Source organism: Cutibacterium nasicola (assembly GCF_052654715.2).
The window spans coordinates 1,377,344-1,396,738 of sequence record NZ_CP199745.2; the positions used below are offsets into that span (position 1 = coordinate 1,377,344).

The 19,395-nt window shown below is 64.3% G+C and carries 13 protein-coding genes and 1 pseudogene; 3 read left to right on the forward strand and 11 right to left on the reverse strand.

Annotation, left to right across the window (positions count from 1 at the left end):
* Nucleotide 1 precedes the first annotated feature (1 nt).
* The 3 genes from menD to lepA all read right to left on the reverse strand — a co-directional run bounded on the left by menD (nucleotide 2) and on the right by lepA (nucleotide 4,403).
* Entirely contained in the window at nucleotides 2-1,552 is a 1,551-nt protein-coding gene (gene menD / locus ACUCCZ_RS06395; protein WP_435916753.1) for a 2-succinyl-5-enolpyruvyl-6-hydroxy-3-cyclohexene-1-carboxylic-acid synthase, read from the reverse strand.
* On the reverse strand, nucleotides 1,549-2,490 hold the full coding sequence (locus ACUCCZ_RS06400) for an o-succinylbenzoate synthase (RefSeq protein WP_435917037.1): 942 nt from the start codon (nucleotides 2,488-2,490) through the stop codon (nucleotides 1,549-1,551). The genes menD and ACUCCZ_RS06400 overlap by 4 nt, the downstream gene beginning before the upstream one ends.
* A 65-nt stretch (nucleotides 2,491-2,555) precedes the next feature.
* Nucleotides 2,556-4,403, reverse strand: a complete 1,848-nt coding sequence (gene lepA, locus ACUCCZ_RS06405; protein WP_435916754.1) for a translation elongation factor 4 — start codon at nucleotides 4,401-4,403, stop codon at nucleotides 2,556-2,558.
* Nucleotides 4,404-4,545: 142 nt separating this feature from the next.
* On the opposite strand from lepA, the gene ACUCCZ_RS06410 reads away from it, so the two are divergent.
* Both ACUCCZ_RS06410 and rpsT read left to right on the forward strand, forming a co-directional pair.
* Nucleotides 4,546-6,459 carry an alpha-amylase family protein gene (locus tag ACUCCZ_RS06410; RefSeq protein ID WP_435916755.1) on the forward strand — a complete coding sequence of 638 codons (1,914 nt, stop codon included), beginning with the start codon at nucleotides 4,546-4,548 and terminating at the stop codon, nucleotides 6,457-6,459.
* 126 nt (nucleotides 6,460-6,585) lie between these two features.
* Complete coding sequence (gene rpsT / locus ACUCCZ_RS06415) at nucleotides 6,586-6,852, forward strand: 30S ribosomal protein S20 (RefSeq protein WP_435916756.1); 267 nt, start codon at nucleotides 6,586-6,588, stop codon at nucleotides 6,850-6,852.
* A 100-nt stretch (nucleotides 6,853-6,952) separates the two neighbouring features.
* Here rpsT and holA read toward each other — a convergent pair whose 3' ends face one another.
* The 7 genes and pseudogenes from holA to ACUCCZ_RS06450 form a co-directional block, all read right to left on the reverse strand.
* Nucleotides 6,953-7,966 carry a DNA polymerase III subunit delta gene (gene holA / locus ACUCCZ_RS06420; protein WP_435916757.1) on the reverse strand — a complete coding sequence of 338 codons (1,014 nt, stop codon included), beginning with the start codon at nucleotides 7,964-7,966 and terminating at the stop codon, nucleotides 6,953-6,955.
* Between the two features lie 38 nt (nucleotides 7,967-8,004).
* On the reverse strand, nucleotides 8,005-9,717 hold the full coding sequence (locus tag ACUCCZ_RS06425; protein ID WP_435917038.1) for a DEAD/DEAH box helicase: 1,713 nt from the start codon (nucleotides 9,715-9,717) through the stop codon (nucleotides 8,005-8,007).
* Between the two features lie 145 nt (nucleotides 9,718-9,862).
* Nucleotides 9,863-12,145 (reverse strand): ComEC/Rec2 family competence protein, encoded by a 2,283-nt coding sequence (locus tag ACUCCZ_RS06430; RefSeq protein ID WP_435917039.1) that lies wholly within the window; start codon nucleotides 12,143-12,145, stop codon nucleotides 9,863-9,865.
* 40 nt (nucleotides 12,146-12,185) lie between these two features.
* Nucleotides 12,186-13,034: a helix-hairpin-helix domain-containing protein gene (locus tag ACUCCZ_RS06435; protein WP_435916758.1), complete on the reverse strand. Its 849-nt coding sequence runs from the start codon at nucleotides 13,032-13,034 to the stop codon at nucleotides 12,186-12,188.
* Between the two features lie 152 nt (nucleotides 13,035-13,186).
* Nucleotides 13,187-15,667 carry a leucine--tRNA ligase gene (leuS, locus tag ACUCCZ_RS06440; RefSeq protein WP_435916759.1) on the reverse strand — a complete coding sequence of 827 codons (2,481 nt, stop codon included), beginning with the start codon at nucleotides 15,665-15,667 and terminating at the stop codon, nucleotides 13,187-13,189.
* Nucleotides 15,668-15,900: 233 nt separating this feature from the next.
* Nucleotides 15,901-16,923 (reverse strand): DUF4192 domain-containing protein, encoded by a 1,023-nt coding sequence (locus tag ACUCCZ_RS06445; RefSeq protein ID WP_435916760.1) that lies wholly within the window; start codon nucleotides 16,921-16,923, stop codon nucleotides 15,901-15,903.
* A gap of 144 nt (nucleotides 16,924-17,067) precedes the next feature.
* Nucleotides 17,068-17,382 (reverse strand): annotated as a pseudogene (locus ACUCCZ_RS06450) (hypothetical protein).
* Nucleotides 17,383-17,425: 43 nt separating this feature from the next.
* Here ACUCCZ_RS06450 and ACUCCZ_RS06455 point away from each other — a divergent pair.
* Nucleotides 17,426-17,617 (forward strand): hypothetical protein, encoded by a 192-nt coding sequence (locus ACUCCZ_RS06455; protein ID WP_435916761.1) that lies wholly within the window; start codon nucleotides 17,426-17,428, stop codon nucleotides 17,615-17,617.
* A 44-nt stretch (nucleotides 17,618-17,661) separates the two neighbouring features.
* Here ACUCCZ_RS06455 and ACUCCZ_RS06460 read toward each other — a convergent pair whose 3' ends face one another.
* Nucleotides 17,662-19,368 carry an NAD-dependent malic enzyme gene (locus ACUCCZ_RS06460; protein WP_435916762.1) on the reverse strand — a complete coding sequence of 569 codons (1,707 nt, stop codon included), beginning with the start codon at nucleotides 19,366-19,368 and terminating at the stop codon, nucleotides 17,662-17,664.
* Nucleotides 19,369-19,395 lie beyond the last annotated feature (27 nt).

Sequence of the window (19,395 nt, forward strand, 5' to 3'; positions counted from 1 at the left end):
CTCACACCTGGGGCAAGGTCACCTCGACGATGCTTCGTCCGCGGACGGGTTCAGTCAGGAAATCCGTGCTCTCGACGCGCTGGTAGTCAGCTCCCACCGCCTTCGCCAAACTCGCGAGATCAAGCTCCTGCGGGGCCAGGAAGAACCTCTCCAACACTGGACGAGGGGCAGCTGCGTGCTCCAGCCCGGCGAAGATCGCTCCCCCGCCGTCATTGAGGACGACGACCTGGACGTCGACGTCGCGTTCCGCAGCACCCTTGAGCAGGGCGGTCGCGTCATGGGCTGCGGTGAGGTCCCCGACGACGACTCTTACCGGCATTCCCAGACCAAGGTGCAGGCCGACACCCGTCGAGATGGTGCCGTCGATCCCCGCCAATCCGCGGTTGGCAATGGCCACCGGCCCGCGCTGCTCGGGAACGGCACAGCGATCGAAGGAGCGGATGACGGCGGAGGCGCCGAGCACGAGAAGTGGCCCGACCCCGCGGCAGGCGTCGGCCCAGACAGCCGCGCAGATCTCGTCCTTGCACGTGACGGCGGTCGGACGGTCGGCGCGTTTCCATCGAGCGAGCCAGGCCTCGTCGCGGCTGGCGGTGCGCACCGTGATGGGTCCTGGGACGGTTCGGGCACCACCGGAGACGTCGGTCCAGCGAGAGCGGTCGGCGACGACGGTGACGGGATGAGTGGCCAGGAGTCGTGTGACGGGTCGTGACAAGGTGGGATGGCCTAGGACGAGAACGGCCTCGACCTCGTCAGCCAGATCAGTGCCGAGTATTCCCTGGTAGTCGGTGAGGGCGTTCTGCCCCACTCGGGCCCCGGAACTCGGCTCGGCCAGCAGCGGCCAGCATCCTTCCTCAGCCAGGGTGACGGCGTCGCGTCCGGCACCGTCACCAGCGACGACGACGGTATGAGGAGGCATCGCAACCGGCGTCGCCGGCCTGGCGACCCCGTCGACGACGCGAGGCTTGGGAGGAACGGGATGCCACGGCTCGTCGGGGACGAGCGGGTCACGGAATCCGACATTGAGATGCACGGGTCCGGGATCCGACGACAATGCCCCCCTGGCAGCAGTGACGGCACGCAGCACAAGTGCGTCGAGACGATCGTCGGCGGGGAAACCGGCGGGAATGGCACCGAAGAACCTCGGTGCCGTCCCGTAAATCCCCTCCTGGGTGGTGGTCTGGTTGGCGCCGGTGTGCCACATCTCGTGGGGACGATCGGCAGAGCAGACGATGAGCGGGACTCCACTGGCGTCGGCCTCCAACACCGCCGGATGCAGGTTGGCCACCGCCGTTCCGGATGTCGTCACGATGACGGCCGGACGCCACAGATCCTCCATCATCGAGGCGCGTGACAGGCCGAGGGCGACGAATCCGGCCACACGCTCATCGAGGCGCACATGTACCCGCAACCATCCGGCTGCCTCTGCGTCGGCCAAGGCGTAACCGGTGGGGGCGTCGCGGGACCCGGGGCAGTAGACGACATGTTCAACCCCGGCCCCGACAAGGGCACTCACCAATCGACGGGCAACTGCGGTGGAAGGGTTCACCGTCATCTCCGTTCCAGGTCGGCCAGGGCAGCCACGGTGAGATCCAGCCGCTCGGCCCATCTCGGGCACAGGTCGTCGTCGGGATCATCGGCCTCGACATCGACGACGCCTCGTTGCGGCGTCAGGCAGCCGTCGACGGGTATGAGGGGTGAGTCGCTGACGTCACCGCGGAAGAGCCTGAGGGTCCCCAACCCGCAGGCATGGTCGAGCTCGGGCAGGGCAGCAGCCAGGTGGGTGGCCAGTCCGATGCCGACGCTGGTGTCCAGGGCCGAGGAGACGACGGCGGGCAGCCCGGCGGCGTTGATGACCTCGAGTGCACGGGAGATCCCGGCCAGTGGCTGGACCTTGACGATGATGAGGTCGGCTGCGCCAGCTCGTGCCACTGCAACCGGGTCCTCGGCGCGACGTACCGACTCATCGGCTGCCACCGGGACATCGACCCGGCGTCGCACCTGAGCAAGGTCCTCGATCTGGGGGCAGGGTTGCTCGACGTACTCCAGCCCTTCGGCTGCGGCGTCGAGCTCGATGATGGCTCGTACTGCGGTCTCGACGTCCCATGCGGCATTGGCGTCCACCCGTATCTTGCCGTCTGGCATGGCCTCGCGCACCGCAGCGACCCGACGGCAGTCCTCGCGCAGGTCGCTGCGGGGATCGGCGACCTTGACCTTGGCGGTGGTGCAGGCGGACTCGGCCATCATCGTCCGGGCGCGATCGGCGTTGACGACCGGAATGGTGACGTTGACCGGGATGCGGTCTCGCCGGAGCGGCAATACAGGTTGGGTGGCCCCCTCGATTCCGGCCCGCAACCAGGATGCGGACTCGACCGGGTCGTAGTCCCAGAACGGGGACCACTCCCCCCAGCCCTCCAAGCCGTGCAACAGGGTTCCCTCGCGCACCTCGATACCACGGAACCTCACCGTGAGCGGCACTGTGAAGGCAATCATCTGGTCGATGCCGCGATCAGCCAGCTGGGGCGGAACCTGCAACCGGTGGGCACGCAGCCGGGAGCTCACTTCTTCTCCGTCGCCTCGCCGGTGCGCAGGGCGGCCACGAAGGCCTCCTGAGGCACCTCGACCGAGCCGACGACCTTCATTCGCTTCTTTCCGGCTTTCTGCTTCTCGAGGAGCTTGCGCTTTCGGGAGATGTCACCGCCGTAGCACTTGGCCAACACGTCCTTGCGGACGGCGCGGATGGTCTCTCGGGCAATGACCCTAGCGCCGATGGCGGCCTGAATCGGCACCTCGAACTGCTGGCGCGGGATGAGTTCCTTGAGCTTGGTGGCCATCGCGACGCCATAGGAATAGGACTTGTCGCGGTGGACGATCGAGCTGAGGGCGTCAACCGGGTCACCATTGAGCAGGATGTCGACCTTGACGAGGTCAGCAGTCTGCTCGCCCGCATCGTGGTAGTCCAGCGAAGCATACCCCTTGGTGCGGGACTTGAGCTGGTCGAAGAAGTCGAAGACGATCTCCGAGAGGGGCAGTCGGTACCGAATCTCCACACGATCCGAGGAGAGGTAGTCCAGGCCCTGCTGAACCCCGCGGCGCTGCTGGCACAGCTCGAGGATGGTGCCGATGTACTCGGCGGGGCTGAGGATGGTGGCATCGACGACGGGTTCGCGCACCTCGGCGATCCGTCCAGAGGTCGGGTACTCCGAGGGGTTGGTGACGGTGACGGTCAACCCGTCCTCCATGAGGACGTGGTGCACCACCGAGGGAGCCGTGGAGATGAGGTCGAGGTCGAACTCGCGTTCCAGACGCTCGCGCACGATCTCCATGTGCAGCAACCCCAGGAAGCCGACGCGGAAACCGAATCCCAAGGCGGTCGAGGTCTCGGGCTCGTAGACCAGGGCTGCGTCGTTGAGCTGCAGTTTGTCGAGGGCGTCGCGCAGCTCTGGGAAATCCTTGGCGTCAATCGGGAAGAGTCCCGAGTACACCATCGGCTTGGGGTGCTGGTAGCCGCCGAGATCCGTTTCGGAGGGCTTGGTGGCATTGGTGACGGTGTCGCCGACTCGGGACTGGCGGACATCCTTCACACCGGTGATGAGGTAACCGACCTCGCCGGTCGACAGTCCGTCGGCGGGTACCATCTCCGGGGAGATGACGCCGATTTCGAGCACCTCGTGAGCAGCACCGGTGCTCATCATGAGGATCTTCTCGCGGTGGCGCAGGGCGCCGTCAACGACCCGAACATAGGTGACGACGCCGCGGTAGGTGTCGTAGACCGAGTCGAAGATGAGGACACGGGCAGGGGCGTCGGCCACTCCTTCGGGGGCAGGCACCTCCGCGACGATGGTGTTGAGTAGGTCGCCCACCCCGTCACCGGTCTTCGCGGATACGCGCAGCACCTCTGACTCATCGCATCCGATGATGCCGGCAATCTCAGCGGCGTGACGATCCGGTTCGGCGCCCGGGAGGTCAATCTTGTTGAGGACCGGGATGATCTCCAGGTCAGCTTCCAGGGCGAGGTACAGGTTGGCCAGGGTCTGGGCCTCGATGCCTTGGGCCGCGTCAACGAGCAGAATCGCTCCCTCGCACGCCTGCAGGGACCTGGACACCTCGTAGGAGAAGTCGACGTGACCAGGGGTGTCGATCATGTTGAGGACGTGGGTGACGCCGTCGACCTCCCACGGCATCCGCACCGCCTGGGACTTGATGGTGATGCCGCGTTCTCTCTCGATGTCCATGCGGTCCAGGTACTGAGCGCGAGCGCTACGCTCGTCCAGGACACCGGTCATCTGCAACATCCGGTCGGCCAGGGTCGACTTGCCGTGGTCAATGTGCGCAATGATGCAGAAGTTCCGAATGATGGCCGGATCTGTGCTGCCAGGCTGAGGCGCGGACATCTGCTCCCTCATGTCTCGAAGATGGTACCGGGGGATACCCGGCTCAACCCCCAGTCTCTCACGCACCAGCGACACAGCGCCTGTCCCGGTACTCACCTCGACGGCCACACCGTCAACCATGACGGTCAGTTCCGCACCCGACTAAGATCGAATCATGGTCGCCGATGACAGCCTCCGACACGCGAGCCTTGATCCGCACACCCACCAATCCTTCACTCTGCGCTGGGAGCGTTATCTGCCTGATCTGTGGATCGGTCTCAGCAGGGTTTACGACGATCGCGCCGACGAGACCTTGCAGAGGGTCCGCGACATCCTCATGGCTCGGATCGCCGAGCGTCCCGATGACCTCAAGCGTCTCGACGAGGCTCGACTCCTCCAACCCGACTGGCTACAGCAGTCGTCCATGATCGGGTACGCCACCTACACCGACCGATTCGCGGGCACCCTCAGGGGCATCAACGATCATCTGGACCATCTGTCCGAGATGGGGGTGCGATACCTGCACCTCCTGCCCCTGCTGCAACCACGACAAGGAGCCAACGACGGGGGCTACGCCGTCGCCGACCATCACGCGATCCGTACGGATCTGGGCACGATGGACGATCTCGACGATCTGACGAGCGCGCTGAGGGGTCACGGCATCTCCTTGGTCATGGACCTGGTTGTCAACCATGTGGCAGCCGAGCACGAGTGGGCTCAGCGGGCCCGCGAAGGCCAGCAGAAGTATCGTGATTACTTCCGCATCCTGAAGACTCAGGAGGAGGTCGATGCTTGGGAGAACGATCTCCCGGAGGTCTTTCCGGACTTTGCGCGTGGCAACTTCACCTGGAACGACGACTGTCAGGGATGGGTCTGGACGACCTTCAACGAGTTTCAGTGGGACCTCAACTGGGCCAACCCCGACGTCTTCTGCGAGTTCCTCGACCTCATGTGTGAACTCGCCAACCGAGGGGTCGAGGTCTTCCGCCTGGACGCCATCGCCTTCATCTGGAAGAAGCTCGGCACCAGTTGCCAGAACCTCCCCCAGGTCCACGACCTCACCCAGTCACTGCGCCAGGCAATGCGGATCGTCGCTCCTGCCGTGGCCTTCAAGGCTGAGGCGATCGTCGGCCCCAATGATCTCGTGGGATACCTGGGAGAAGGTCGCCACTGGGGCAGGCTCTCGGACATGGCGTACCACAACAGCCTCATGGTGCAGCTGTGGAGCACCCTGGCCACCCGCGATGTCCGTCTCATGGAGACGGCCTTGAGTCGGTTTCCCGACAAGCCTTCGACGACGACCTGGGCCACCTATGCCCGCTGCCATGACGACATCGGTTGGGCAGTTGACGACGCTGACGCCCGAGACACCGGGCTGGACCCCGCCGCCCACCGTCGTTTCCTCTCCGACTTCTACTCCGGTGAATTCCCCGGGTCATTCGCGCGCGGCCTGGTCTTCCAGGACAACCCGGAGACCGGGGACCGTCGCATCAGTGGGTCTCTGGCGAGCCTCGCCGGGTTGGAAAGTGCTTTGGAGGCCAAGGATCCGGCGCTCATTGACGCTGCCATCGCCCGGATCGTCATGATGCACACCGCGATCCTGGGTTACGGCGGTGTGCCGCTCATCTGGATGGGTGACGAGGTCGGGATGCTCAATGACGACTGGCAGTGCAATCCTGATCATGCTGATGACAACCGGTGGGTTCACCGTCCGGTCATGGATTGGTCGCTGGTGGAGCAGGCCCAGGCCGAGCCGCACAGCGTCCCCGGTAGGATCTGGGGCGGGGTGAGACGCGCCATCAATGCCCGTCGTCGCAGCCCCGAGTTCCACGCGTCGGTGGAGACGGTCGTGCTCCCCTCACCCAACCGCAAAGTCATCATGTGGGGACGACCGCATCCAGAGGGCAGGATGATCGAGCTGTACAACGTCAGCGAGCACGAGGTCTGGTTCCCGATGGAAACCCTACGATCCGAACTCGATGACGTCGTCACCGAGTTGCTGAGCGGGTTCGACTACGACCTCACCCCCATGAACCTGCGTCTTGCCCCGTACGAGTGCCTCTGGTTGAGCGCTCGATCTGCATCCTGACACGACGAGAAACGAGACCGCGGAACGCCCGCTGATTTGGGGCCACCGCGTTGATTTGGTAGCATGTTCTGTCGCGCCTGTCTGGCGCTTTCCACGTACATCGATCAAGGAATCAGAGGCTGCCCAGTGCCGAACATCAAGTCGCAGATGAAGCGCGTGAAGACCAACGAGAAGTCGCGCCAGCGCAACAAGGCCGTCAAGTCCGCCCTGCGCACCTACGTGCGCAACTTCCGCCGCGCCGCTGAGGCCGGAGACGTTGAGGCCGCCACCAAGGCCGCCAGGATCGCCAACCGTCAGCTCGACAAGGCCGTGTCGAAGGGCGTCATCCACAAGAACCAGGCTGCCAACCGCAAGTCGGCCATCTCCAAGAAGCTCAACTCGCTGGCCGCCTGAGTTTCCTCTCCCCGTTACGGGGATACGCACAGCACCTCGGCCCACTGGGTGGTCGGGGTGCTTGACGTGTTTGTCACAAGTATTTTAGGGCACGGTCATCCTACAAGCGGACCGGGCCCCGGTCAGGTTTGCGGGCTTTCTCGACGTCGATGAGCATCGACTCCAGGGCATAGTTGGCGTCCACCGCAGCACCCTTGACGGCGCCGTCACAGGTATTGACGAGCCGGATGGCCTTGGCCACCCCGGCCTTGCTCCAGAACCGGGCCTGCGTGTTGAGCGCCTTGAGTCTCCACGGCGAGACGCCGATCGCCTGAGCCAGCTGCTTGTCCCCCATCCGCTGGCGACGCATGTCCATGAACAGTCCCAGATATCGCAGCCCGCGAGCCATTGCAGCTGTCACCGCTGCCGGCTGGACTCCGGTAGACAGACCCCATCGCAGGGTTTCCAGCGCATCGGGGAGTCGTCCCTCGAGGCTGGCGTCAGCGACGCTGAATGCCGAGATCTCCGCCCTGCCACCGAAATAGGTCGTGACGGCCTCGGCACCGATTCTTCCGTCCGGTGAATCACTGGCCAGCTGATCAATGGCCGCTGCCAAGGTCCGAAGATCGTTTCCGAGAGCCTGGTGCAGGGCGTCGGCGGCGTCATGATCCATATCGAGATGGACGCGACGAGCCTCCTTGGCGATGAAGTCTGGGATGGCCCAGGGCTTGGGGGGATCTGCCTTGACCGTCTCGATCTTGGCCTTGGACAGCTTGGTCAGGAGCCCCTTTCCCTTCACCCCGCCGGGATGGACGAGGATGAGGCACAAGTCATCGGAGGGCTGTGCGGCAGTGTTGGCGACGAGGTCGAACAGATCCTTGTCGAGATCGGCGATGGGGTCGACGACAACGATCGTCGCCTCGCTGAACAGGGATCCTCCGGTGGCTTCCACGAAACGTCCGGCGTCAACCTCGCGGCCCGCCAGCTCAACCAGTTCAGCCTCGGGAACCTCCTGTCGGGCCGCCTTCACGCGGGCGTCAACGGCCCTGTCCGACAGCAGGGTCTCCGACCCGTGAACCACCAATGCTGTGCCGTAGACCGAACTCACCTTCCCAAGGATGCCAGAGGATGCCATCGGGATTGCGTCAGATGGTGTTCTGGCCCGTCAGAGACTCAGTGAGAATGCAGCCACTCCAATCGGGTGCGCAGCAGATCCATCGGTGCCGATTCATTCCTGGGACCCGGCACCTCCCGGTAGAGCTGTCCCCAGCCAGCCTGGGGTGTGAGGTCGTGGTGGCGGGAGTAGTCGAGCAGGGCTCGGTGAATCTCCCGACGCATCTCGCGCGGGTCACGGATGGTGTCGTAGACCGAGCCACCACGACGCTGCAGGGCGATGAGGTCGTCGCGTCGAGCCTGCCTCTCCTCGGCTGCCTTGGATGCCTTGTGAGCACGTCGGGCCGAGGCCACGCGACGCGCCTGCTCGGCGCGGATCTTCTCGTCACGGGCCAGCAGGGCGCGCTCCTGTTCAGGGCTCAAGAGACCGTCGAGGGCGAAGAGTCCACCATCAGACGTGGGAGCGTAGGTGTCGATGACCTCGCCGAGGATGGCGTCAGAAGCGACGGCCTGCCACGTTCCGACATCAGGGTCGGGCTCGGAGCGTTGCCGGGTGTCGAACTCCTCAATGAGGTCCGGTTCCTGCGGGGGTCCGATGACGTGGTCGCGAGTTTCCTCCATCTCGGCGGCCAGGTCGAGCAGACGTCCTACTGCCGGCAGGAAGACCGTGGCACGTTCGCGACGATTTCGAGCACGCACGACACGTCCCACCATCTGCGCGAAGAACAGCGGGGTGGAAGCCGTCGTCGAGTAGATCAGCACGGCGGCGTCGGGGACGTCGACCCCCTCGGTGATGAGACGCACGCACACCGCGCAGATCTTGTCCGGATCGTCGCGGTAAGCGGTGAGTTTCTTGGCCGAAGCCGAATCCTCCGACAGGATCACTGAAGGCTCGTTTCCGGTGACCTCTCGCCAGACCTCAGCATATTCCTTGGCCACCTTCTGGTTCGAGGCCGGGACGAGCACCTTGGCGTGCGGGATCGTCCCGGAATCGCGCAGCTGGTTCACCCGCGCCCATGCCGCGGCCATGACGTGGGCGATCCACTCGCCGTCCGAGTCCAGAGCCGTACGCCAGGCCATCTCCTCGTTGACCTTGGTGAGCTCGGAGTCACCGAGGATGGCGGTGTGGGTCTCCCCAAGCGCGTCGGTCCAGGTGGATCGTCCGGTGTAGGTGGCGAACGTGACGGGACGCACGACTCCGTCGCGCAGGGCGTCACCGTAACCATAGGTGTAGTCGGCCACCGACTCGAAGGCGCCGTCACCGACCTCCTCGTAGCGGACGTGGGCGATCCTGGCCTCGTCGGACCGGAAGGGGGTTCCGGTGACGCCGAGGCGTCGCACCGCACCCGAGAAGGCCTCGATGACGCCAGATCCCCAGCTCATGACGTCGCCGGCGTGGTGGATCTCGTCGAAGATGACGAGCGTGCGCATATTGGTCGCCCGGGCAGCGTGGAGAGCTGGTTTCTGGGCGACCTGGGCATAGGTGACCACACATCCGTGGCAGTCGGGCGGCAGTGCCTCCGCATTCGCTGTGTCGCGCAGGTCGAAGCCAAGTCCGCGTGCCGCACCCATCCACTGGGTGCGCAAATGGTCGGTCGGGCAGACGACGATGACGCGGTTGATGACATGGTCCTGCCACAGGTGAGCTGCGACGGCCAGGGTGAACGTTGTCTTTCCAGCGCCAGGAGTGGCGCACACCAGCCAGTCACGTGGGCTGGAAGACAGGTACGAGTCCAGGGCCTCTCGCTGCCATGTGCGCAACCGCATCGGCATGCGAGGCCCTTTGGTCGTGAACCGTGACGCCACCTGTTCTCCTTCCCGCGAGGGCCCACTTGGGATGAACCGACCGCTCAGGTTAGCGCGCTCGTCCGACACCTCCACATCGATGAATCTCCCTGCGACGCGGAACACGAATCAGTCACGATCGCGTCTGCACCAGGACCGTACCGCCACTACGAGCCAGCAGGACCGTGCCTTCCTCGTCGGTGCGACGGACTTGCATCCCCATCTTCTTGGCCAGGGACATGGCCTTGTGAGAGGGATGTCCGAAGGGGTTTGCCTTCCCGGCCGAGACCACCGCGACGCTCGCACCGGTTGCGGCCCAGAAGTCCTCGTCCTGATGGGCAGATCCGTGATGAGCAACGACGAGGACATCACTCGACAGATCTGCGTGGTCTGCCAGGACATGGCGCTGCTCACCCGGCTCGGCGTCTCCTGGAAGGAGGACTCTCAGACCGTCGACCGTGGCCTTGACGACGACGCAGGAGTTGTTCTCGACAGCTGGCTCCTCCTGCGATTCGCCAGCGTCGGACAACTGGATTCCGCCGAACAGCTCGAGCCTCGCCGTGCCAACCGTCATGACCTCGCCCGAGTGTGCCAGGAGCACCCGTGCCCCCATCCGTGCGACGGCCTGCCTCACCCTCCTGGCTGCCCGTTCCGGAGACGCCAACTGGGACACGACGACAGCCGTCGTCGGCCCATGATCACGAACGGCGTCGAGCCCGTCGATGTGATCGGCGTGGTAATGGCTGAGGACCACCATCGGCACCTGGTCGACGTCAAGGTCATCAAGGCACCGACCCAACGGACTCGGATCAGGACCAGTGTCGACGACGACAGCGGCATGGGGGCCCGCACGCACCAGCGCAGCGCTGCCCTGCCCGACGTCACAGATGGCAACTTGCCACACTCCCGGCCAACCAGGAACGGGAGGCCGGACCACGGTGGCCGAAACCACCGCGAGGCCGGCCACCACTGTCAGCCAGGGCCGTGCCAGGACACCAGGTGTGATCAAGGCCAGACCCAGGCACAGCCCGCCGAGAACGACAAGAGCCACTCCTCCCGACGGCCAGGTCAGCAGACCAGCCGGCGCCTTGCCTCCCAGGTGAGCGATCCAGATGATCGGCTGGACGCACCATCCCGCCAGGCGTCCCAACGGCACGGCCAAGGGTGGCCAGATGAGGGCCACGAGCCCAGCCACCATTCCCAACGCCGAGGCTGGCGGGACGAAGGGAGCCGCAGCCAGGTTGGCAACCAGACCGACGGTGGATACCGTTCCGGCCATCCAGGTGACAACAGGTTGGGTGGCGAGCTGGGCAGCCCATGGCACGGTGACAGCAGCTGCCAACCAGGTCGGCGCCCATGACATCGCAGCCGTCCAGGGTTGTGCCCACCACAGGATCCCGGCAGTGGCACAGGCGGACAGCCAGAATCCCACTGATCGCACCAGCCACGGATCAACGATCATGAGGCCTGTCACCGCGACTGCCAACGTCCGTACTCCCCCGCGGCGGTCGAAGGACACTCCGGTCGCCGCCATGGCGACTGCTCCCATGGCGGCTGCACGCACCACGGATGCCTCTGCCCGACACACCACGACGAAGCCGACGACTCCGATCACTGAGAGCACTCGCAACCCACGTCTCCTCATGCCGCACCGTGCCCCGATCCACCACAGCAGAGCAGTCGTGGAGGCCAGGTTGGCTCCCGAGACGGCCATGAGGTGAGTCAATGCGGTGACGCGAAAGTCCTCCGACATCTCCTCGGAGACCGTAGAGGTATCCCCGACGACCAAGGACGGCACGATGGCCCGCTGCCCGTCGGGGCACCCTTCCACCGCCACCACGAGGCCAGCGCGAAAACGATTGACGGACCGGTCCAGCGGGCCCGCGGGAGTGACCACCTTGGGCGGGGAGCGCAGCTTCATGACGGCGGCTTCCGACCGTCCCTGCCGTGGCGGGGTCAGCAACCCTCGAACCTGGATCTGTTCCCCGACGGACAGCTTCGCAGCGGTGGCCGCTCTGGCTCCCGTTGCCATGACGACGACCTGTGCAGACTGCGTGATGACCCGTTCCTCGGTGGCGACACGACTGACGGCGACGGTGACGGTGACCGTCGATCCGCCCGACCCGTTGCCGTCAAAGGTCCGTGGCTCAACGGCCACACGTCCAATCAGGGTCGCCATGGCCTCCTCGTCGGCGAGCTGTGCCACTCCCACACCGTGGACGATGTGATCGCGCATTCCGGAAGTGACGAGGACGCTGAGACCCACGAGGGCCGTGACGACCACCAACCATCCCCTGCGCCGGGCTGCGATCATGCCGGTGACAAGGCATCCCGCTACAGCGAGGAGGATGAGCCGAGGACGACCACTGATCCCCAGTGCAGCCGCCACACTGGCCGTCAGGGCGACCGGAACCATGCGGACGTCTGGTGTGGCGACCTGCTCGCCAAGGGCGGACTCAGACCATGACATGGGGCTTGATCTTCTCGAAGGTCTTGGGACCGACCCCGGAGATTTCACGCAACTGATCGACCGAGGTGAAACGACCGTGTTCCTGCCGCCACGCCATGATCCGACCGGCCATGACAGGCCCCACGCCATCGATCGACTCGAGCTCACCCTGGCTCGCGGTGTTGAGATTGATCGTTGCGCCAGCCGCCGACGTCCCGCCCGCAGCGCCACCAGTACCACTCGGTCCGGCCTCCTGGGCCGCAATCGCGCTGCCAGTCTGACCAGGCGGGGTCACCGTGCCGTCCCCACGTGCCGGGATCCATATCTGGCAGCCATCACAGACAGGCGCGGCAAGGTTGAGCCGTCCCGGATGAGCTCCCGATGCCATGCCTCCTGCGGCTTCGACGGCGTCAGCCACCCGGGCATCGGAGGGCACCGTGTAGACCCCCGGATGCGTCACCCGTCCTGCCACGTGCACCTGGACACTCTGAGCCTCACTCGGAGTCGGCAACGGGCCCGACGATGCTGAGACAGGCGCAGCCTCAGGCGTCTCCGCATCGCTGCTGGTCGCGCCCGGTAGGGTCGCACCTTCTGGCACCGTTGAGACGACCACTGCCCCGGCGGGTACTTCAGTGGGCTTGGACCTCAGCAGACCGACGGCCACCACCGACAGCACCAGCACGAGCAGGATTCCCACGGCTGAGGCGTGGACCCGGGTCACTGTTCGTCTCGGCCTCACGGGCTCTTCCTCGTCGGGTTCCTCTGCCACGGGGGTTGCGGACCGCCTTGGCCCCAGATTTCGGGCAGGCAGCCGCGCCATGAGACTCTCAAGACGCTCTCGGTACTCGTCGCTCATACCTTCAGTTGTCGTCGCGCGCCGTCGGCATCCGCCATCTTTTTCACATCTGTGGACAACGAGATGCGGCGGCGAGTCTGCTGTCCACAGGCTCGCCGCCGCATCGTCGGGATGTCAGCTCATGACTGTCATGATCACGAGAGTTCAGCGGGTCACTTCGCGACGATGGAGATCATCTTCGGCAACCGGGCAATGACCTTGACGATCTCCTTGCCCTCGGTGAACCGCTGGACGTTGGGGTCAGCCAGTGCCAGCTCGCGGGCCGCGGCCTCGGTGATGTCAGGGCTCACCTGGATCTTGGCGCGGACCTTGCCCGTCACCTGGACGACCATGGTCACCTCCTCGGCAACGAGCAGCTTCTCGTCAGGAGTCGGCCACTGGGAGTTGGCGACGGACGGCTCGAGGCCGAGCATCTCCCACATCTCCTCAGCCAGATACGGGGCCACCAGGGAGAGCGCCTGGGCGGTGAAGGTGACAGCCTCACGCACCGCGGGGTCAGCCGAGCCGCAACCGGAGTCGATCGCCTTGCGGGTGGCGTTGACGAGCTCCATGATGCGCGCCACGACGACGTTGTACCGGCCACCGTCGAGCAGCTCGGTGATGTCGGCGATACTGCGGTGAGTCACGCGGCGAAGGTCGCCGTTGCCCTTACCCAGGTCGACGTCGGGGTCGCTGGTGACCTCGGAGGCAACGCGCCAGGCACGCTGCAGGAACTTCAGGGTCGAGGCCGGGGAGACGTCGGCCCAGTCGATGTCCTCGTCCGGCGGGCCGGCGAAGATGACGGTGGTGCGCACCGCGTCGACACCGAACTGGTCGATCTGCCTGCCGAGGTCGACACCGTTACCCAGCGACTTCGACATCGCCCGGCCCTCGTTGATGACCTGGCCCTGGTTCATGAGCCGCTGGAAGGGCTCGGTGAAGTCAACCATGCCAAGATCATGCAACACCTTGGTGAAGAACCGCGAGTACAGCAGGTGCATGGTGGCGTGCTCGACGCCGCCGATGTACTGGGCCACCGGCATCCAGCGTCGCACGGCGTCGGTGTCGAACGGGCCTTGGTCGAAGTGCGGGGAGCAGTAACGCATGAAGTACCAGGACGAGTCCACGAAGGTATCCATGGTGTCGGTGTCACGCTGGGCGGCCTCGCCACACGTGGGGCAGGGCACCTCGCGCCACTCGCGAGCCTCCTGCCCGGCGAGCGGGGACTTGCCCTTGGGGGCCAACTCGTCACCGCGCAGATCCGGCAGCTTGACCGGCAGTTGGTCATCAGGGACCGGGACGTCCCCGCAGGTGCCGCAGTGGATGATCGGAATGGGGCATCCCCAGAAACGCTGACGGCTCAACAGCCAGTCGCGCAGGCGGTAGGTGATCGTCGGCTCACCAATGCCCTTGTCATCAAGGAAATCACACATCTTCTCGATGGCCTCGGCCTTGGTGGTGACGCCGTCAAGGAATCCGGAGTTCTGGTAGGCGCCGTCACCGGTGGTGGCGGTGCCGGATTCGCGAGGATCGGCCTCGCCGGTGTCGATGACCGGGATGACGTCAATGCCGTACTTGCGGGCAAAATCGAGGTCACGCTGGTCGTGGGCAGGCACGGCCATGACGGCACCGGTGCCGTAGTCAGCCAGCACATAGTCGCCGGCCCACACCGGGACCTTGGCCCCGTTGACGGGGTTGGTGGCCTCGACCCCGAGAGGCACACCGGTCTTCTCGTGCTCGGTGGACTGACGCTCGATCTCGGACTTCTTCTTGACCTCGTCGAGGTAGGCCTCGAAGTCAGGACGGGCCTGGTTGGAGACGATCTCCTGGGCCAGAGCGGAGTCCGGGGCGACGACCATGAAGGTCGCTCCGTAGAGGGTGTCAGGACGGGTGGTGAACACTCGCACCGGCTCCTCGCGACCGTCAATGATGAAGTCGACGTAGGCGCCCTCGGAACGTCCGATCCAGTTGCGCTGCATCGACAGCACACGATCGGGCCACTTGTCCTCGATCTGTACCATGTCATCGAGCAGACGCTGGGCGTAGTCAGTGATACGGAAGTACCACTGGTTGAGCTGACGTTTGGTGACGACGGCGCCGCAGCGCTCGCAGCAACCGTCCTTGACCTGCTCGTTGGCGAGCACGGTCTGGTCGTTGGGGCACCAGTTGGCCCAGGAGTCCTTGCGGTAGGCCAGTCCCTTTTCGAAGAAGCGGTTGAACAGCCACTGAGTCCAGCGATAGTACTCCTCGTCGGAGGTGTGCAGTCTCATCGACCAGTCGAAGGAGACGGCATAACGCTTGAAGGAGGCCGCCTGGGTGTCAATGTTGCTGTAGGTCCACTCAGCGGGGTGGGTGCCGTGCTTGATGGCGGCGTTCTCAGCTGGCAGACCGAAGGAGTCCCAGCCGACCGGGTGCAGGACGTCGAACCCGCGCAGCCGCCAATAGCGCGCCAGCACGTCGCCAATGGCGAACGCCTCGGCATGACCCATGTGGAGGTCACCGGAGGGGTAGGCAAACATGTCGAGCACGTAACGACGTTCCTTGGAGCCGTCGTCAAGGGCTGCGAAGGTGCGGTTCTCCTCCCAGTACTTGGACCACTTCTCCTGGGCTGCGGCTGCGTCGTAGCCCGTCGTCTCGCGCACCTGGTCGCTCACGTCACACCTCTCGGATCTACTACGGGTCTCACCGACCCGCGACACATATGGGCCAGAGTTTAGCGAAAGCGCCCCACACCTACCGTCAGGGTTCTCTGTCATGCCTTGTGAGCATTCGTTGAGCAAGAGCACAGCTGATGTCGTGGGCTCCGAGGCGCACCGCGCGAACACGCCCGACGAGTACACCGTACCGTGACATGCTGCCGTCGTCTCGTCGGTGCCCACGTGTAGCGCTATGCCGACAGGTTCAGCTCTTCGCCATAGGGTCCTTCCAGAAGCCGGTGGGCAATCACAGTCGGGTCATGATCCATGACGTCCCACAGTGTGGGCGGAATGAAGGCATCGACGATGACTGCCAGCGCAGACGGCAGGTCGGCTGTTCCCGCCATGGATCCACACCGACGGGCGCACACGGCTGCGACTGCCCCGTCACCACTCAACCATCCCGCCAGCCCGCACAGCGACAGCGGAGCTGGCGCCATCCGGTCTGGGATGATCTCGACTGCTCGGCTCCATATCGACAGCCACCGCGACGCATCGTCTCGTGTCACCGACATCCACAGCGTGCGCGCTATGGCGGGGCGCTGGGCGGCGACCGCCAACTCTGTCACAACGACATCGCTGCGCTCATGCTCAGAAGCGACAATGGCCTGACACCTGGCTGACACGGCCTCATCATCCTTGCAGGCAAGCCGCCGCCGAGCGTTCGTGAGAAGTCTGCGAGTATCTGGATCGCATGTCCGCCCGGGGCCCGAGAGGGCGTCGACCAGAGTAGTGCGACTGGGAAGCGCGCTCAGACCGCGATAGACCGCTTCGGCTGCAATGGCTGGATCAGGAACAAAACGGTGGTTCTCGCCACAGCCCTGCTCGGCGCAAAAGATACTGCGCCAATGCTCGCCATCGGTCCATGCGGCGTCAGCAATGTTCATGCCTTTCATCGCTTGAACAGCCGATGTCAGCGTGGCCATGGCGCGATCTTGATGAGTACTGAATGCCAGGACCACCGTTCGGCCTTGCCCTGCGAGGGGAACGACCCGTGAGGCGAACGCATCCACAGCTGTACCGGCCTCCAGACCGTCCAGATCAGCTCGAGCGACAAAGCCCTGACATGCGGCGCCATCGTCAGCGACGATAAGAAGCAAACTCTCAGTAGGTTGAAACCCCAAAAGGTAGGGCGCCAAGGTCGCCGCTTGTTCGACGGTCCTGACGGTCAGCGGGTCACGGGCATCTGTATTGGAGGAATGTAGTGATGTCATACCCCCAGTTGTCGTCTCACCCTGCCCACATCTGCCAAGCAATGTCGAATCTGTGGACAACTCCCACCGGCATGGTCTCATCTCGAGAGCATACTGTGGACAACATCATCAGTCAGCGACAACGTACAGTAGAGCCACCATGAGTCAACCGCCTGACATCAGCCAGTACCAGCCGCCACAGCGTCACGGCGGTTGGATCGGCGTCATCATCGTGGCGGCCGTCGTCGTCGCACTGGTGCTCGTCGCCCGCCGAGTCACGACTGAGGCGACGAGCCCCGTCACGCCGACACCATCGGCTACTGCGACGTCCGCGTCCGTAACCCCACCGCGTGTCCCGGCATCGGCTACAGCCGTCGCGTCGTCGTCACCCTTTTCTTCGAAGGATGACGACACCGAGGGACGGTGGTCGATCGACAATGTGACATGGGGGCCCGGCACTGTCACCCTCACGGTCACCATTGAGGTCACCAAAGGCTCACTGGCCGATTACAGCTTTTTCATCATGGAAAACGAATCGACCAACATTCATCAGGAGAGCCAGTCACCGACAGGGTCTCTTGGCACCATCGTGTCCCAGGGCCACAAGGTTCGCGGCACAGTCACCATCGACTGCCCGCGCACCGATGCCACCGTCATGCTCACTCACGCGTCGGGGATGTCCTCGCCCATCTCGGCGTTAACGATCAAGGCGTAGCTCACGCCTCGCACGAAGAGGCGTGAGCCCGGCTTCAGCGTTTCTCAGGCAACCGCAATGCGCGGGTAACGTGGCTGCCACATCGCCGAAAACACCTTCTCGACTGGATTGTCGGTGGACTCGGCCGCCACACCTTCCTCCATCGCCTGCTGGGCCACAGCAATGCCCACCGACGCCGACAGTGATCTCAGGCTCTTGATTGACGGTAGGAGTGAGGCCCCGACAAAGCGACTGTCGGCGTGCAGCGCCACCGCCTGAGCAGCAGCGGCAATCATGCCACTGGTCACCCGGGAGGCCCGAACAGCGATGGTTCCCAAACCAATGCCTGGGAAGACCAGAGCGTTGTTGGCTTGCGCAATCTGATAGGTCACGCCATTCACCATGACCGGCTTGAACGGAGACCCTGTGGCAACCAGGGCACGTCCGTCAGTCCACTTGAGGATGTCGGAGGGCAACGCCTCAGCTTTACGAGTCGGGTTGGACAACGGCATGATCACTGGGCGATCACAGTGGGCAGCCATCGTCGTCACGATTTCCTCGGTGAAGGCTCCAGTCTGAGCAGAACAGCCGATGAGGATGGTCGGGTGAACGTTTCGAACCACGTCGCCGAGGGTGTACTGGTCTGGACTATCGAGGGCCCAACCTTCTAGCTCTTCCTTGCTGCGAGCGAAGGGCTGCTGGAAGTCACGCAGCCGCAAACCGTCGCGCAACAAGCCTCGTGAACCGAGCCCCCAGAAGTGGGAGCGGGCCGTCTTCTCATCAACCCCCTGGCTCACCATGAGCTGCACCAGCAGATTGGCAATTCCGGTCCCAGCCGAGCCTGCGCCGTGAATGACGATCCGGTGCTTGCTCAACGGAATACCCGAGGACTTGACGGCGCTCAGAACCGCTGCGACGACGACGGCCGCGGTACCTTGGATGTCGTCGTTGAAGGTGCAGTAATCATCGCGGTATTTGTTGAGAATCCGCGTGGCGTTACCGGCCGCAAAGTCTTCCCAGTGCAGAAGGGCATGGGGGAACATTCGGTGAGCGGTCTCGACGTATTGCTGGATGAACTCGTCGTATCTCTCGCCACGCACACGGGGGTGACGCACCCCGAGGTAGCCATCGTCGTTGAGACGTTCCATGTTGTCGGTACCGACATCGAGGATGACTGGAAGCACACGGTGAGGGTGAATTCCTGCGGCAGCCGTGTAAACGGCCAGTTTCCCCACCGTGATCGCGACGCCACCAACACCCTGGTCGCCGATGCCCAGGATGCCCTCCGCATCGGTGGCCACGATGAGGTCGACATCGTCGGGGCCGTGGCCCAACTGCGCCAAGGCCTGCTCCATGCCGTCCGGATCGTCAATGGACAGGTAGATGCCACGCGGACGGTCGTACCAGTGGCTGTACTCCTCAATCGCCTTACCGATCGTCGGGGTGTAGACGATGGGAAGCATCTCCTCAATGTGCTCGGCCAAGAGACGGAAGTACAGCACCTCATTGCGATCATGCATGTGGTTGAGGTATAGGTACTTCGCCAAGTCATCAGGCTGCGCCGAGTACTGTGCGTACACCCGCTTGAGCTGATCAGTAATCGTCATGACTCCCGACGGGAGCAAACCGGTGAGACCAAGGGCCTTTCGCTGCTCAATCGTGAACGCAGTGCCCTGGTTGGTCAGGGGGTTCGTCAACACCTCCTGGCCACGAGCCGTAATCCTGAGCAGATCTCCGTCGTCATCGTGCGCATACTGAAAAGGAACTGACATATCCCTTAGCTTATGCGGTCAGCAGCA

Excerpts from the sequence above, each read along its gene's own strand:
- ACUCCZ_RS06445 (WP_435916760.1), bottom strand. The coding sequence starts at position 16,923 with ATGACATCACTACATTCCTCCAATACAGATGCCCGTGACCCGCTGACC.
- ACUCCZ_RS06425 (WP_435917038.1), bottom strand. The coding sequence starts at position 9,717 with ATGCCGATGCGGTTGCGCACATGGCAGCGAGAGGCCCTGGACTCGTAC.
- ACUCCZ_RS06435 (WP_435916758.1), bottom strand. The coding sequence starts at position 13,034 with ATGAGCGACGAGTACCGAGAGCGTCTTGAGAGTCTCATGGCGCGGCTG.
- ACUCCZ_RS06430 (WP_435917039.1), bottom strand. The coding sequence starts at position 12,145 with ATGGTTCCGGTCGCCCTGACGGCCAGTGTGGCGGCTGCACTGGGGATC.
- ACUCCZ_RS06455 (WP_435916761.1), top strand. The coding sequence starts at position 17,426 with ATGGAAAACGAATCGACCAACATTCATCAGGAGAGCCAGTCACCGACA.
- ACUCCZ_RS06410 (WP_435916755.1), top strand. The coding sequence starts at position 4,546 with ATGGTCGCCGATGACAGCCTCCGACACGCGAGCCTTGATCCGCACACC.
- ACUCCZ_RS06400 (WP_435917037.1), bottom strand. The coding sequence starts at position 2,490 with ATGATTGCCTTCACAGTGCCGCTCACGGTGAGGTTCCGTGGTATCGAG.
- holA (WP_435916757.1), bottom strand. The coding sequence starts at position 7,966 with ATGGCATCCTCTGGCATCCTTGGGAAGGTGAGTTCGGTCTACGGCACA.
- lepA (WP_435916754.1), bottom strand. The coding sequence starts at position 4,403 with ATGAGGGAGCAGATGTCCGCGCCTCAGCCTGGCAGCACAGATCCGGCC.
- ACUCCZ_RS06460 (WP_435916762.1), bottom strand. The coding sequence starts at position 19,368 with ATGTCAGTTCCTTTTCAGTATGCGCACGATGACGACGGAGATCTGCTC.
- menD (WP_435916753.1), bottom strand. The coding sequence starts at position 1,552 with ATGACGGTGAACCCTTCCACCGCAGTTGCCCGTCGATTGGTGAGTGCC.